This window comes from Longimicrobiaceae bacterium, assembly GCA_035696245.1.
In the GTDB taxonomy this organism is placed as follows: Bacteria; Gemmatimonadota; Gemmatimonadetes; order Longimicrobiales; family Longimicrobiaceae; genus DASRQW01.
Genome location: DASRQW010000146.1, coordinates 1 through 13604, shown reverse-complemented (window position 1 = coordinate 13604; position 13604 = coordinate 1). Strand labels below are relative to the sequence as shown.

Here is a 13604-nt window from a genome sequence, read left to right as displayed (position 1 = left end):
CCAGCGCGGTGTCGTACTTCTACTACCTGCGCGTGATCATCGTGATGTACATGCGCCCCGCGCGGTCCGAGGACGAGCACCGCGGGCTGGGCTTCGGTCTGGCGCCCAAGCTGGCGGTGATCGCCGCGGGCGTGGCGGTGGTCGCGCTCTTCTTCTTCGCGGACCGGCCGCTGGAGTGGGCGCACCGCAGCGCCGGCTCGCTGTGGACGCCGCCCGCTCCGGCGGTGGCGGCGCTGGGGCGCTAACGACGAAGATGCGGTGCGGAGGCCCGGCGCGAGTCGCCGGGCCTTTCGTTTGCACGGGGATTGCACAGGGCTTTCGGGATGCGCGGGATACCCCACGGGACGGACAACGGAGACGAGGCGATGCGGGATGGGGAGCGGGAGACGCCCGGCGCGGACGAGGGGCTGACGGAGTCCGTCCAGGCCGAGCCGGACGTGGCGGGCGCGGGCGGATCGGCGTCGGCCGAAGCGGATGCGCCTGAGGTTCCGGAGGCCCCGGCGGCGGGCGAGCGGCCGGCGCAGCGTGCCGGCAAGGCCGAGAAGCCGGGAAGGAAGGCCGACGAGGCGAAGAAGCCGGGGCTGCTGACGGGCAAGGCGGGGAAGGCCGCCGCCGGGCTCACCGCCGCCGCGGTGGCGGCATACGGCGTCTATCTCCTCGGCGCGGGCCGCGGGCGGAGGCGCCCGGCGACGGAGCTGGCGAACGCGCTGGCGATGGAGCTGGAGTACGTGCCGTGGGGCGACGTGCACTACGCCTACTACCACCGCGAAGGGCGCGGACGTCCCGTGATCTTCCTGCACTCCATCAACGCCGCCGCCTCGGCGCACGAGATGCGGCCGCTGGTGCGCGCCTTCCTGCGCGGCACCGACGTGCCGCTGTTCGCGCTGGAGTGGCTGGGCTTCGGGCACAGCGACCGGCCGGAGCTGGACTACCGGCCGGACCTGATGGAGGACCAACTGGAGCACTGGCTGGAGCGCGTGGTGCGCCCGGCCGGCGGAGCCGACGTGATCGCGCTCTCGCTCGGCGCCAACTACGCCGCCGAGGTGGCGCGGCGGCGCCCGGACCTGATCCACACGCTCACCGCCATCGAGCCCGCGGGGCTGGGCGGCGAGCCGTCGGGCATCGGCCGAGGGTGGTCGCGCCTGCTCTTCACGCTGCCCGGCGTGCAGCGCGCGTTCTACGACCGGCTGACGACGCCGGAGAACCTGTACGCCTTCGCGCGCGACAACCTGTTCACGCCCGAGTACGGCGTGCCGGACGAGTACGTGGAGTACGGCGCCGAGACGGCGCGGGTGGACGGCGCCGCGCGCCCGCTGGACGACTTCCTGAGCGGCAAGCTCTTCCCGCAGGACGCGGTGGACACCTTCCGCCGCCTCCGCCAGCCGCTGCTGCTGATCCACGGCACGGTGGAGAGCCGGCGGATGGAGTCGTTCACGCGCCTGCCGGAGCTGGAGCAGCGGCCCAACGTGAGCATCGTGGGCCTGCCCACCGGCGCGCTGCCGCACTGGGAGCGCGCGGGCGAGGTGGTGGAGCGCATCCGCGACTTCCTGGAGCTGGACTGAGCCCGCGGCGCCGCGGCGGAGTTGAACCCGCCGTGGCGCCGCACCCGTTTCCCCTGACCGACGCAACCGGAGCCCCATGCCGCGAGCCGCGTTCCCGCGCCTTTCCGCCGCCCTTGCGTGCGGCCTGCTGCTCTGCGCCGCCTGCCAGCACAAGCAGGCCGAGGAGAAGCCGGCCGAGGCGCAGATGGACACGACCGACACGGACGTCGACAACGGCGTGTCGTCGCGCCAGCTGGAAGAGTCGGCCAAGCCCATGACGCCGGAGCAGGCGGCCGCCGCGGGCGTGGAGGTGGACACCACCATCCGCCCCGACGCGCCCGAGGTTTCGGACTCCACCGGCTCGCCGGCCGCCGCGACCGAGCCGTCCACCCCGCCCGCCTCCGGCAGCCCTGCCGCCAAGGCCGCCGCCGCCCGCGACACGGTCCGCCACTGAGCGGACGCGGTAGACGCATCGCTCGGTTGGATGGTCCGTAGCGACTTGAAAGGAGACAACCGAGGACGCCGGACTCGGTACTCGCACGAAACTGCCCGCCCGCGTGGAGCCCAGCCCGCGCAGGCGGGCTTCGCGCATTCGTAGCCCGGGGCTTCAGCCCCAGGGCGATGCCGCCGCCTCCGACTTCCTCCGCGCCCATCCCTCGATGGCATCGTACATCAATCACCCATCGACGTTGCCGCATCCGCGGGTGGGCGGGAGATCGGGAGATGGAATGCCGGGCATCATCCTGGACGGTCGATGAACTGCATCTCCGGTAGATGCGCGGCTGTACATCTACCGATCCGACTCCCGCCGTTCGCCCCCCGACTGCGCCGATGCGCATCCCCCGTTTACACCGCGGATGTGCTGCGGGGGAACACCGGCGGTGGATCGGGTGGAATGCGACGGATCGCGGGCGGGGCGACTTGCCGAGCGGGCGGGCCCCGGCTATCATGCCGGGCTCCGGAGCCGCCGGGTGGCGCCGGATTTTCCCCGTAAGCGAAGGAGATGCGCGTGAAGAGCCTCGTTTGCGTAAAGCGCGTCCCGGATACCGAGACGCGCATTCGCATTGGCGGTGACGGCACGACGGTCGAGACCGCGGGCGTCAAATACGTCCTGAACCCGTATGACGAGTTCGCCGTGGAGGCCGCGCTCAAGCACAAGGAGGCGGCGGGCCAGGGCGACGTGACGGTCCTTAGCGTGGGCGGCTCCGAAAGCGCCGAGACGCTGCGTACCGCGCTGGCGATGGGCGCAGACGCGGCCGTGCTGCTCAAGAGCGACCGCCCGCTGGAGGGCCTGGCTGTGGCGCGCGTGATCGCCGACGAGGCCAAGGGCCGCGAGTTCGACCTGCTCCTCTTCGGGATGAAGGCCGTGGACGACGACCTCTCGGCCGTGGGCCCCATGGTCGCCGAGCTGCTTGGCATCCCCGCGGCGACCGCCGTGACCGAGTTCTCGGTCGAGGGCGGCAAGGTCACGGCGCAGTGCGAGATCGAGGGCGGCAGCGAGGTGATCGAGCTGAAGATTCCGTGCGCGCTCACGCTCACCAAGGGCGCGTACGAGCCGCGCTACGCCTCGCTCAAGGGCATCATGGCGGCCAAGAAGAAGCCGCTGGAGGAGAAGGCGGTGCAGGGCGCGCCCGACGGCGTGACGGTGCAGAAGCGCACCTACCCGGCTGAGCGCGCCGCCGGCCGCATCGTGGGCGAGGGCCCCGACGCGGTGCCCGAGCTGCTGCGCCTGCTGCGGCAGGAAGCCAAGGTCCTGTAGCCACCCGCGAACCACAACGGAGAAGAGACTGATGGCAGGCATATTCGCGTTCGCGGAGTCGCGGGACGGCGAGCTTCGCAAGGTCGCGCACGAGGTGGTGACCGCCGCCCGCACCGTCGCCGACGCCATGGGCACCGAGGTGCACGCGGTGCTCCTGGGCGGCCCCGGCACCGGCGCCCACGCGGCTGAGCTGGGCCAGCACGGCGCCGACAAGGTGTTCGTGGGCGAGAGCGGCGCCTTCGCGCACTACTCGGCCGAGGGCTTCACCACCGTCATCGCCGGCTTCATCAAGGAGCACGGCTGCGACGTGGCGATCTTCCCGGCCACCAGCATGGGCAAGGACCTGGCGCCGCGCGTGGCCGCCCGCCTGGGCGTGGGCTACGTGAGCGAGGTCACCAGCCTGGAGGTCGAGGGCGGCAGCGTGGTCGCCACGCGCCCCGAGTACTCCGGCAAGGTGTTCGCGCGCGTGTCGTTCGGCGAGAAGCCCGCGGTGCTGTCGGTGCGCCCCAACGTGTTCACGGCCACGGAGAACGCCAAGGCCGGCGCGGTGGAGACGCTGGACGTGTCGGTGAACGAAGCCGATTTCGGCGCCATCGTGCGCGAGATCAAGGCGGCGGCGGGCGAGAAGCTGGACGTGGGCGAGGCGCCCATCATCGTCTCCGGCGGCCGCGGCCTGAAGGAGCCGGAGAACTTCAAGATGCTCGAGGAGCTGGCCGACGCGTTCAAGGGCAAGGCGGCCGTGGGCGCGTCGCGGGCGGTGGTGGACGCCGGGTGGCGCCCGCACTCCGAGCAGGTGGGGCAGACGGGCAAGACGGTGGCGCCCACGCTGTACTTCGCCATCGGGATCTCCGGCGCCATCCAGCACCTGGCCGGCATGCGCACCTCGCGCTTCATCGTCGCCATCAACAAGGACCCCGAGGCGCCGATCTTCAAGATCGCCGACTACGGAATCGTGGGCGACCTCTTCCAGATCGTCCCCCGCCTCACCGAAGAAGTCCGCAAGATGATGTAGCCTCCGCCCCGCGGACGCTGCACGAGAAGGCTCCGGCGCTAGGGCGACGGAGCCTTCTCGCATTTCTTCCCCAGCGCCTTCCCGCCGACCCGCAGACATGGTCGACGGCTAGCCCAGCGATTCATCGCCGGTTCATCGCATGTGATCGCTCGGCTCCCGCGGGAATACTGTGGAAAAGACGAACGTGGGGAAATGCGACTCGATGGACTCCCGTGTTCAAGGTCGACGATGGATGACGGATCGGTGATCTAGTGAGATGGTCGTGGGACGCCTCACACTACCCCGGAGCATTAGTTGCTGCGGTGTCCGGTGGCGCATCCGTTGCGTGCGCGAGCAGCCGCGATGCGCCCCACTCAAGGCGGGCGATCTTCCGTTCACCGGACAATTGCGGAGGGCGAGATGCGCAAGTTGAAGCTGGACCTCGAAGCTCTCGTGGTGGAGTCGTTCGTGTCGACGCCGACGGAGCAGCGCAAGGGAACGGTCAGAGGTCACTACTATACGGAGCTCACGTGCCAGTTCGATGTCTGCGGCCGCACGCAGGCGGGCGCGTGCAACAGCTACGACCTGGGCTGCGACAGCGGCGAATACACCTGCGACCAGGACTGCACCGGGTACGGCGGGTGGACCTGCGGCGGATACCACACCTGCGACGGATACCCGTGCGCGATCAGCGACGCGACCAACTGCCACCGGTGCACGCAGAACCAGACCGGCCAGACGATCTGCACCTGCCCATACTGAGAAAGGACCCCAGCACGCGGGCTGCTCTCGCGTTAGAGGGCGGCCCGTTCCCGTATCGCGGTCTCTGCGGATGCTCGTTGGGAGGGACATGCTCGCGGGGCGGGGCGGAGGGGTATATCTTGTGCGACGTTCCCGGCGAGCACGAGGCGCGCACCGGTCGGGAGCGCGCCCGCACGCCACCCGCACGCCGGGGATCATGGACCGCAGCACCCAGTTTACAGCCCGCGCCGCGCTCGCCATCGCCGCCGTGTCGATCGCGCTGAACGGCTGGCTCCTGTACCGCGTCACGCACGCGCAGGCTGCCATCCTCCCCGCCGCCGACCGCGCCCTCCAGCGCATGGCGGCCGAGGACGTGAAGATCAGGTACCGCATCCGCCTGCCGGCCGGCACGCCCGTGCACTTCGACGTGCCCATCGACAAGCAGTACACCGTGCACCTGGACACGCAGCTCCCCATCGACACCAAGGTCACGCTGCCCATCCGCTCGCCGCTGGGGCGCTGGGACATCGCCGTGCCGGTGAAGGCGAACGTCCCCATCCGCACCGACCTGCCCGTGCACCTCAAGGACACCTTCCGGCTGCGCACCCAGACGCAGACCGAGCTGGTGATCCCGCTGGAGCTGCGGGTGCGCGACCTTCCGCTCGACGCCCTGCACCGGTCCCTGAACCCGTAATCCGCATCCGAATGCGACGGATCCTCATCGCGCCGTGCCTGCTCGCGCTCGCCGCGTGCAAGCCCGGCGACTCCCGCCAGGCCGCGGCCGGCTCCGGCACGGGCGCCGACTCGGCAGGCACCGGGGCGCGCGTGGCGTGGAGCTACAACCCGCACGCCCAGGTCACCCTCACCGGCGGCGACCCGCTGACGGTGGAGACGGGCCCGGCCGTGATCGTCTGGCCGGCCGGCGCGAAGCCGCTCGCGCCGCCGTACACCGTGCGCGCCCGGCTCCAGAAGCACACCGGCCGCCTGCACGAGGGCACGGGCCTGCTCTTCGGCGGCGCGGACCTGGACAAGCCCGAGAACCAGCAGAGCTACAGCTACTTCCTGACCCGCGGCGATGGCAGCTTCCTCATCAAGCTGAGGAAGGGCGCGGAGATTCCCATCGTGCAGGACTGGACGGCGCACCCGTCCGTCCGCCGCGACACGGAAGAGGGCGGGCGCGCCAACGACCTGATGGTGCAGGTCACCGCACAGGACGTGGCGTTCTTCATCAACGGCACCCAGGTCGCGCGCCTACCCGCGGCGCAGTTCCAGACGCGTGGCGTCGCCGGCCTGCGCGTGTCGCACGAGCTTCAGCTGGAGGTGACAGGCTTCCAGGCGTCGCCCGGCATCCATCCTCCCGACGTTCGCCCGTGACCGCCCTCGCAACCGCTCCCGCCGCCCCGATCGCTCCCGCTTCCGCGCCGCCCGCCACCCTGCGTGTGCTGGTGGTGGACGACGACGCAGCCATCCGCCGCGTGCTGCGCAACCTGCTGGCGCACCGCGGCTGGAACCTGCGCGAGGCGCCCACCGGCGAGGATGCGCTCCGCCAGATCGCCGAGGAGCCGGCCGACCTGGTGCTCTGCGACCTGCAGATGCCGGGGATGGGCGGGCTGGGCCTGCTGCGGCGCGTGAAGGCGATGGACGACACCGTCGCGTTCCTCATCCTCACCGGCGCGGGCAGCACCGAGCACGCCATCGAGGCGCTGCGGCTGCAGGCCGACGACTACCTGATGAAGCCCTTCCACGTGGACGAGGTGCTCCTCGCCGTGGACCGGGCCGTCACGCACCGCAGCCTGTTGCGCGAGAACCGCTCGCACCGCGCGCACCTGGAGCAGCGCGTGGCCGAGCAGGCGCGCCAGATCGAGAGCCTGCTGGTGGAGGCGCTGCACGCCCTGGCCAGCGCCATAGAGATGCGCGACGACTACACCGGCGGCCACGTGGAACGCGTGGCCCGCTACGCCGTTGCGACCGGCCGCGAGATGGGGCTCTCGGGAGAGGAGCTGCGGCACCTGTGGGTGGGCGCCCTGCTGCACGACGTGGGCAAGATCGGCGTGCCCGACGGCATCCTCAAGAAGGCGAGCGCGCTCACGCCCGAGGAGTACGAGGTGATGAAGCAGCACCCGGAGATCGGGGCCGGCATCATGGCGCGCAGCTCGTTCCTGCGGCCCGGCATCCCCGCCGTCCTGCACCACCAGGAGAAGTGGGACGGCAGCGGCTATCCCGCCGGGCTGAAGGGCGACGAGATCGCGCTGGAGGGCCGCATCGTCTCCGTCGTCGACACGTTCGACGCCATCAGCAGCTCGCGCCCGTACCGCGAGAGCCGCCCGGCCGAGGCCGCGTACGACGAGCTTCGCCGCTGCGCCGGCACCCAGTTCGACCCCGCCGTCGTCGAAGCCTTCATCCGCGCCGCGCAGAAGGGCTTCCCCGAAGACCCCGGCGTTCCCGCGCTCCCGCCGCGGAACCGGTAGACGCACGGCGGAGAGCCGCCCGACCACCGGAGGGATGTTGTACCGTACGGTCTTCGAAGTCGGAGCCGAGGGGTTCACGGCCTGGCACACCGCGTGTATCCCAGCCGGGCTGTCGATGCGGATCGCATACGTCGACCAGAAGATCATCAGGCTGGAGATCTCCGATATCCCTGGCTCCGGAGGAGCTGCTGCCTCTCACGCCCACCCCACTTCGGCGGTGGGACCGTAGCGACTCCGTTGAAGCCTGGGAGTTTGAAGAAGGAGAGAGGCGTCGGCCACGCGGCCGGCGCCTCTCCGTCTTCCGCCCGTCAGAAGGGTCTAGCACGCGGGTGCGGTCTGGACCGTGGCGATGCGCTTGCCCGCCGTGGCCGTCGCGCCGTTCGCGTCCGTCACCAGCACGGTGATGAGATTGGACCCCGCACCGGCCGAGTTGCTGGCATCGACCCAATAGGACTGCTGGTTGTCGGGCCCGTACGGGTTCCCGCCGGTCCACTGGTAGTCGTACGGCGGGGTGCCGCCGCTGGGGTTCGCGGTGTACGTGCACGCCTGCCCCACCACTACGGACCCGGCTCCGGTGATCGTTCCGGCCGACAGCGTCAGGCGAGGCTTGGCGCCGGTGCGGGTGGCGGCGATGGGCTCCTGCCCGCAGCCCGCCAGGACGGCGAGGGTGGCGAGCGTTGCGATGATCGAGCGCATTGGTTCTCCGTTCGTGTATGGTTGCCCGCGCCGCAGTCGCACCGCGGGCCGAGGTGTCGGCCGAATGGCCGGCGCCTCTGTTCGTGCTGTTCGTCGCGACGCGGAACGATCAGCAGGAGCCGCCGGGCAGGCTCGTCACGCGCTTCTGGACCGTGACCGACGAGCCGAGCGCGTCCGTCACCGTGACCGCAATGGCGATGGAGATGGTGCCGTTGCTGCTGCTCGCCTCGGCCGTGTAGCTCTGCTGGTTCGTGGCGCTGAACGCGTTCCCCCCGATCCAGTCGTACTCGTACGGTGCGGTGCCGCCGGTGGGGTACGCCGTCCACGTGCACGCCACACCGTTCGGTACGTACGTGGGGCCGGCGATGGTGCTCGACAGTGTCAGGCGCGGCTTGCCTCCGGAGCGCGTGGCGGCGGTGGGCTCGTGGCCGCAGCCCGCGAGAATTGCAACTGTGGCGAACGTGACGATGCTCTTGAGACGCATGGGATTCTCCTTAACGGCGTGAAGCGGCAGCCATGGGGTTGCGACTGCCTGCATAGAGAAGGTCTTTCTACTGTAGCCCATATCTCTCTACGGCACAATAGGTGCGTTGATTCGGTGCGCCGTATGGAAGAGAAACCGCGGGAATAGCGTTAGCCAGCGTGGAAACTGCTACTCTCCAGCGCTTCACGAGCCGTTTCGGGAGATACGGCGCGGCGTGCCGGCGGGAAGGGCGGCACGCGGGCTCGAAGGCGCGCTCCTTCTCATCGTGGCGGCCGGTGTTATCTTGTCCGCGCTAGACGGGGCCGGTGGATGGTCCCGCAACGAACCGCCCGATCAGACGAACCTACGATGTCCAACGGACTGCCCGAATCGCTGAAGGATCTTTCCTGGGAGCTTCCCCGCAACTTCCTCGGCCTCGAAGGCGACAAGGCGGAGTGGGAGGATGCCGGCGTGGTCGTGCTGCCCATCCCCTACGAGTCCACCGTGTCGTACCAGGGCGGCACCAAGCTGGGGCCTGCCGCCATCATCGAGGCGTCGCGCTACATCGAGCTGTACGACCAGGAGCTGGATGCGGAGCCCGGGTCGGAGGTGGGCGTATGCACGCTGCCCGCGCTGCACCTCAGCTCCGCCGGGCCCGAGGCCGCCGTGCGCGAGCTGCGCGAGGCGTACGACGCGATCCTCGCCGAGGCGGGCGACCGCCTGGTCATCGGCCTGGGCGGCGAGCACTCCATCACCAGCGCGCCCGTCCTCGCCCACGCCGCGCGCCTGGCCGAGGGCGAGCGGCTGTCCATCCTCCAGTTCGACGCGCACGGCGACCTGCGCCTGGAGTACGAGGGCTCGCCATACTCGCACGCGTCGGTCATGGCGCGCTGCATCGACTGCTCGGACCTGGTGGCCGTCGGCATCCGCGCCATCACGTCCGAGGAGCGGGCGCTGATTCGCGAGCGCGACTCCATCACCACCATCTTCGCCGAGGAGATGTGGGACAACGAGGAGTGGATCGACCGGGCCGTGCGGGCGCTGGGCGACAAGGTCTTCATCACGTTCGACGTCGACTACTTCGACCCGTCGCTGATGCCCGCCACCGGCACGCCCGAGCCCGGCGGGCCGGCCTGGTATCCCACCCTCAAGCTCCTGCGCCGCGTCTTCGCCGAGAAGCACGTGGTGGGCGCCGACGTGGTGGAGCTGGCGCCCATGGGCGGCAACGCCGCGCCCGACTTCGTGGCCGCCAAGCTTGTCTACAAGATGGTCGGCTACCACTGGGCCGCGAAGGCGAAGCAGGGCTGAGGGCCGTCCGACCCATGCCCATCCACACCATCCTCTGGCGGCGGTTGGATGCGGCGGGCCACGAGAGCGCGCGCATCGTGGACGACGAGGAGGGTGCTCGCATCGCCGGCACGGCCGTGTTCGCGGACGACGGCCGCCCCTGCCGGTTCAGCTACGAGATCGCCTGCGATGCGTCGTGGCGAACGGTGTCCGCCGCGCTCGACGGCTGGGTTGGAGGCGACGCCGTGTCCATCCGCATCTCGGTCGATCCAGGCGGTGGCTGGACGATTGACGGGCTGCCGTGCCCGGCGGTGGCCGGCTGCACGGACCTGGACCTCTCCTTCAGCCCGGTCACCAACCTGCTCCCCATCCGCCGCCTGGACCTGGCGGTGGGTGCGGAAGCGCCGATCACTGCTGCGTGGCTTCGCGTGCCCGGCTTCACGCTGGAGCCGCTGCCGCAGCGCTATCGCCGCACGGCGCAGGATCGCTACCGGTACGAGAGCGCGGGCGGCGCCTTCGTTCGGGAGCTGCGGGTGAACGCCGCCGGCCTCGTCACGCTCTACCCCGGCCTCTGGCAAGCCGAGGCGGTGGAATGAACCCGAATGCCATCCTTGGCCGCCCGCCAGCGCCTCGCGGCCGACGGGATGGCGACCCGGAGGGCATGTGCTGACTCGGCAGCTTTCCGATGCACGAAAGGCCAGGCGGCGCCGGGGCTAGACCCGGCGGAGCGAAGCCGCTAAATTGCATGGCTGCACTGAGGGCGGGCACCTCCGGGGGAGGGGCCCGTTTTCAATTGGCGCGCCGGGGGTCCGGCGCGGCGGGCAGCACCACACAATAGAAGAAACGACCGCGCCGCCGGCGCTGGAGAATACCGGGAATGTCCATCCGCAACATCGCGATCATCGCCCACGTCGACCACGGCAAGACCACGCTGGTCGACCACATGCTGCGCCAGGCGGGCACCTTCCGCGAGAACCAGCAGGTGGCCGAGCGGGTGATGGACAGCAACCCGCTCGAGCGCGAGCGGGGCATCACCATCCTGGCGAAGAACCTTTCCGTGCAGTGGAAGGGCAACAAGATCAACATCGTCGACACCCCAGGCCACTCCGACTTCGGCGGCGAGGTCGAGCGCATCCTGCGCATGGTGGACGGCGTGATCCTGCTGGTGGACGCCGCCGAGGGGCCCATGCCTCAGACGCGCTTCGTCACCCGCAAGGCGCTGGAGCTGGGCCTTCAGCCGGTGGTGATCATCAACAAGATCGACCGCGGCGACGCCGACCCGCACCGCGTTCACGACGAGGTGCTGGAGCTGTTCATGGAGCTCGAGGCCGAGCCGCACCAGCTGGACTGCCCCTTCCTCTTCGCCGTGGGGCGCGAGGGCTTCGCCATCCGCGACATGGAAGACGAGCGTAAGGACCTGACGCCCCTCTTCGACACCATCCTCGACACCATCCCGCTGCCCGCCAGCGACGCCGAGGGCCCGTTCCAGATGCTGGTGTCGACCATCGACTACTCGCCGTACCTGGGCCGGCTCGCCATCGGCCGCATCGAGCGCGGCGTGGCGAAGGTGGGCGACCCCGTGGTCCTCCTCGCGCACGGCCACGGCGGCGAAGAGGCTCCGGCGCCGGTGCGCTCGCGCATCAGCAAGCTGTACGTGTTCAGCGGCCTGGAGCGCACCGAGGTCGAGAGCGCCTCCGCCGGCGACGTGGTCTCCGTGGCGGGCCTCCCGAACGTGGAGATCGGTGCCACCATCACCGACCCCGAGCACCCGGAGCCCCTCGCCGGCATCGCCGTCGAGGAGCCCACGGTGTCGGTGGACATCATGGTGAACATGTCGCCGTTCGCCGGGCGCGACGGGAAGTTCGTCACCTCGCGCCAGCTGCGCGACCGGCTCTTCAAGGAGCTGGAGAGCAACGTCGCCCTGCGCGTGGACGAGACCGACTCGGCCGACACCTTCGCCGTGTCGGGCCGCGGCGAGCTGCACCTGGGCATCCTCATGGAGACCATGCGCCGCGAGGGCTACGAGTTCGCCGTCTCGCGCCCCCGCGTGATCCTCAAGAAGGGCCCCGGCGGCGAGACGCTGGAGCCGTACGAGGAGGTCACCATCGACGTGCCCGACAACCTGATGGGCCCCGTCATCGAGAAGCTGGGCCAGCGCCGCGGCGAGATGCTGGAGATGAAGAACCCCGGCGGCGGCCTGGTGCGCCTGGTGTACCGCATGCCGGCGCGCGGCCTCTTCGGCTACCGCAGCGAGTTCCTTACCGACACGCGCGGCGAGGGGCAGCTCCACCACCGGTTCCTGGACTACGGGCCGTACACCGGGAACATGACCACCCGCAACCGCGGCGTGCTGGTGAGCATGATGGACGGCGAGAGCATCGCCTTCTCGCTGGGCAACCTCCAGGAGCGCTCCACCTTCTTCATCGCGCCCGGCGTGGCGGTGTACGAGGGGATGATCGTGGGTGAGAACTCGCGCCCCGGCGACATGGAGGTCAACGTGTGCAGGGGCAAGAAGCTCACGAACATGCGCGCCTCCGGCAGCGACGACAACATCCTCCTGGAGCCCCCCCGCGTGCTCACCCTCGAGGACGCCATGGGCTACATCGCCGACGATGAGCTGATCGAGGTCACGCCCAAGTCGCTGCGGCTGCGCAAGCGCCTGCTGAACGCCAGCGACCGCAAGAAGGCCTCGCGCGCAGGCGGCTGACGCGCACACGCCCCGAACACCCGGCGCGCCCGGAGAGTCGTGAGCCCCGCGGGCCTTGACACTCCGGGCGCGCCGTGTACTATTGCCGCGAACAGCGGCGCGGTCGCACCTTTCTGCCACCCGCCACCCGGCCAGAAAACCCCTGTTGGATCCCGCCCACAAGGAGACTTCGGAATGGCGCACGTGATGGCTCACCCGGCGATCGGTGACGACCTCGAGCTGGAGGACGCGTTCGTTGCGCGCTTCGAGGAAGACGAAGACGAGTGGGATGCCGAGAAGGAAGAGGGCTGGGACGACGAGGACGCTGACGACGACGAGGACTGGGACGACGAGGACGACGAGGACTGGGACGAGGACGACGACGAGTGGAGCGAGGAAGAGGGCTGGGACGAGGACGACGACGAGGTCTGAATCGACTCGGACAGGCGTCTCGATCCGGATACGACGGCAGGGGCCGGGGGATGTGCAGGCCGGTGAGAAGTTAGGCCGCGCGGGGGGTTGACGGGGGCGGCGGGGTGGTGTAGAATTGTCGTCTCAACGCGAGCATCGCTTGCGGAATTGATTGAAAATCAGGGTGTGGATGTCTGTACGGGCCTCGCGCGGGGCATACCTTCCCCAGCGCTGGCGCAGGCCGCTTCGGCGGCTGAGCGCGAGAGGAACTGTCAAAGGTGAGAAATTCCGAACAAACGATTTATCGTTTGTTCGCAGAGCTAATTGGACTCTTATGGAGAGTTTGATCCTGGCTCAGGACGAACGCTGGCGGCGCGCTTAACACATGCAAGTCGAACGGGGCTCACTCCTTCGGGAGGGGGTTCAGTGGCGAACGGGTGCGTAACACGTGAGCAACCTGCCCGAGTGTGGGGGATAACCCGTGGAAACGCGGGCTAATACCGCATGAAGTCTTCGGCTCGATTGAGCTGGGGACCAAAGGTCCTTAACGGGACTGCGCTT

The 13604-nt window shown here is 69.8% G+C and carries 15 protein-coding genes and 1 rRNA gene; 14 read left to right on the top strand and 2 right to left on the bottom strand.

The window, feature by feature from the left end:
• The 9 genes from VFE05_06605 to VFE05_06565 form a co-directional block, all read left to right on the top strand.
• Positions 1–245, top strand: a 245-nt coding sequence (locus VFE05_06605; protein ID HET6229736.1) for a hypothetical protein, incomplete at its 5' end; no start/stop codon positions are given.
• A gap of 120 nt (positions 246–365) precedes the next feature.
• Positions 366–1562: an alpha/beta hydrolase gene (locus VFE05_06600; GenBank protein HET6229735.1), complete on the top strand. Its 1197-nt coding sequence runs from the start codon at positions 366–368 to the stop codon at positions 1560–1562.
• Positions 1563–1638: 76 nt separating this feature from the next.
• Entirely contained in the window at positions 1639–1995 is a 357-nt protein-coding gene (locus tag VFE05_06595; GenBank protein HET6229734.1) for a hypothetical protein, read from the top strand.
• 555 nt (positions 1996–2550) lie between these two features.
• The gene (locus VFE05_06590) at positions 2551–3300 is read left to right on the top strand and encodes an electron transfer flavoprotein subunit beta/FixA family protein (GenBank protein ID HET6229733.1); all 750 of its coding nucleotides are present in this window, start codon (positions 2551–2553) and stop codon (positions 3298–3300) included.
• Between the two features lie 31 nt (positions 3301–3331).
• Positions 3332–4312 carry an electron transfer flavoprotein subunit alpha/FixB family protein gene (locus VFE05_06585; protein ID HET6229732.1) on the top strand — a complete coding sequence of 327 codons (981 nt, stop codon included), beginning with the start codon at positions 3332–3334 and terminating at the stop codon, positions 4310–4312.
• A gap of 399 nt (positions 4313–4711) precedes the next feature.
• On the top strand, positions 4712–5053 hold the full coding sequence (locus VFE05_06580) for a hypothetical protein (protein HET6229731.1): 342 nt from the start codon (positions 4712–4714) through the stop codon (positions 5051–5053).
• Positions 5054–5249: 196 nt separating this feature from the next.
• On the top strand, positions 5250–5726 hold the full coding sequence (locus tag VFE05_06575) for a hypothetical protein (protein HET6229730.1): 477 nt from the start codon (positions 5250–5252) through the stop codon (positions 5724–5726).
• An 11-nt stretch (positions 5727–5737) separates the two neighbouring features.
• Positions 5738–6406 (top strand): hypothetical protein, encoded by a 669-nt coding sequence (locus VFE05_06570; protein ID HET6229729.1) that lies wholly within the window; start codon positions 5738–5740, stop codon positions 6404–6406.
• The gene (locus tag VFE05_06565; protein HET6229728.1) at positions 6403–7500 is read left to right on the top strand and encodes an HD domain-containing phosphohydrolase; all 1098 of its coding nucleotides are present in this window, start codon (positions 6403–6405) and stop codon (positions 7498–7500) included. Before VFE05_06570 ends, VFE05_06565 begins: the two co-directional genes overlap by 4 nt.
• Before the next feature lie 318 nt (positions 7501–7818).
• Here the strand turns inward: VFE05_06565 and VFE05_06560 are convergent, their stop codons facing one another.
• Positions 7819–8196, bottom strand: a complete 378-nt coding sequence (locus tag VFE05_06560; protein ID HET6229727.1) for a hypothetical protein — start codon at positions 8194–8196, stop codon at positions 7819–7821.
• A 109-nt stretch (positions 8197–8305) separates the two neighbouring features.
• Entirely contained in the window at positions 8306–8680 is a 375-nt protein-coding gene (locus tag VFE05_06555) for a hypothetical protein (protein HET6229726.1), read from the bottom strand.
• Between the two features lie 348 nt (positions 8681–9028).
• On the opposite strand from VFE05_06555, the gene speB reads away from it, so the two are divergent.
• From speB to VFE05_06530, 5 genes are all read left to right on the top strand, one after another.
• Positions 9029–9967, top strand: a complete 939-nt coding sequence (speB, locus tag VFE05_06550; GenBank protein ID HET6229725.1) for an agmatinase — start codon at positions 9029–9031, stop codon at positions 9965–9967.
• Between the two features lie 14 nt (positions 9968–9981).
• Positions 9982–10542 (top strand): putative glycolipid-binding domain-containing protein, encoded by a 561-nt coding sequence (locus VFE05_06545; protein HET6229724.1) that lies wholly within the window; start codon positions 9982–9984, stop codon positions 10540–10542.
• A 281-nt stretch (positions 10543–10823) separates the two neighbouring features.
• The gene (typA, locus tag VFE05_06540) at positions 10824–12653 is read left to right on the top strand and encodes a translational GTPase TypA (protein ID HET6229723.1); all 1830 of its coding nucleotides are present in this window, start codon (positions 10824–10826) and stop codon (positions 12651–12653) included.
• Between the two features lie 174 nt (positions 12654–12827).
• On the top strand, positions 12828–13064 hold the full coding sequence (locus VFE05_06535; protein HET6229722.1) for a hypothetical protein: 237 nt from the start codon (positions 12828–12830) through the stop codon (positions 13062–13064).
• A 310-nt stretch (positions 13065–13374) separates the two neighbouring features.
• Positions 13375–13604 (top strand): 16S ribosomal RNA (locus tag VFE05_06530); the annotation flags it as partial.

Bases quoted from the DNA above. Each gene is read 5' to 3' on its own strand.
- VFE05_06555 (HET6229726.1), bottom strand. From the start codon at position 8,680: ATGCGTCTCAAGAGCATCGTCACGTTCGCCACAGTTGCAATTCTCGCG.
- speB (HET6229725.1), top strand. From the start codon at position 9,029: ATGTCCAACGGACTGCCCGAATCGCTGAAGGATCTTTCCTGGGAGCTT.
- VFE05_06575 (HET6229730.1), top strand. From the start codon at position 5,250: ATGGACCGCAGCACCCAGTTTACAGCCCGCGCCGCGCTCGCCATCGCC.
- VFE05_06600 (HET6229735.1), top strand. From the start codon at position 366: ATGCGGGATGGGGAGCGGGAGACGCCCGGCGCGGACGAGGGGCTGACG.
- VFE05_06545 (HET6229724.1), top strand. From the start codon at position 9,982: ATGCCCATCCACACCATCCTCTGGCGGCGGTTGGATGCGGCGGGCCAC.
- VFE05_06570 (HET6229729.1), top strand. From the start codon at position 5,738: ATGCGACGGATCCTCATCGCGCCGTGCCTGCTCGCGCTCGCCGCGTGC.
- VFE05_06560 (HET6229727.1), bottom strand. From the start codon at position 8,196: ATGCGCTCGATCATCGCAACGCTCGCCACCCTCGCCGTCCTGGCGGGC.
- typA (HET6229723.1), top strand. From the start codon at position 10,824: ATGTCCATCCGCAACATCGCGATCATCGCCCACGTCGACCACGGCAAG.
- VFE05_06585 (HET6229732.1), top strand. From the start codon at position 3,332: ATGGCAGGCATATTCGCGTTCGCGGAGTCGCGGGACGGCGAGCTTCGC.
- VFE05_06580 (HET6229731.1), top strand. From the start codon at position 4,712: ATGCGCAAGTTGAAGCTGGACCTCGAAGCTCTCGTGGTGGAGTCGTTC.
- VFE05_06535 (HET6229722.1), top strand. From the start codon at position 12,828: ATGGCGCACGTGATGGCTCACCCGGCGATCGGTGACGACCTCGAGCTG.
- VFE05_06595 (HET6229734.1), top strand. From the start codon at position 1,639: ATGCCGCGAGCCGCGTTCCCGCGCCTTTCCGCCGCCCTTGCGTGCGGC.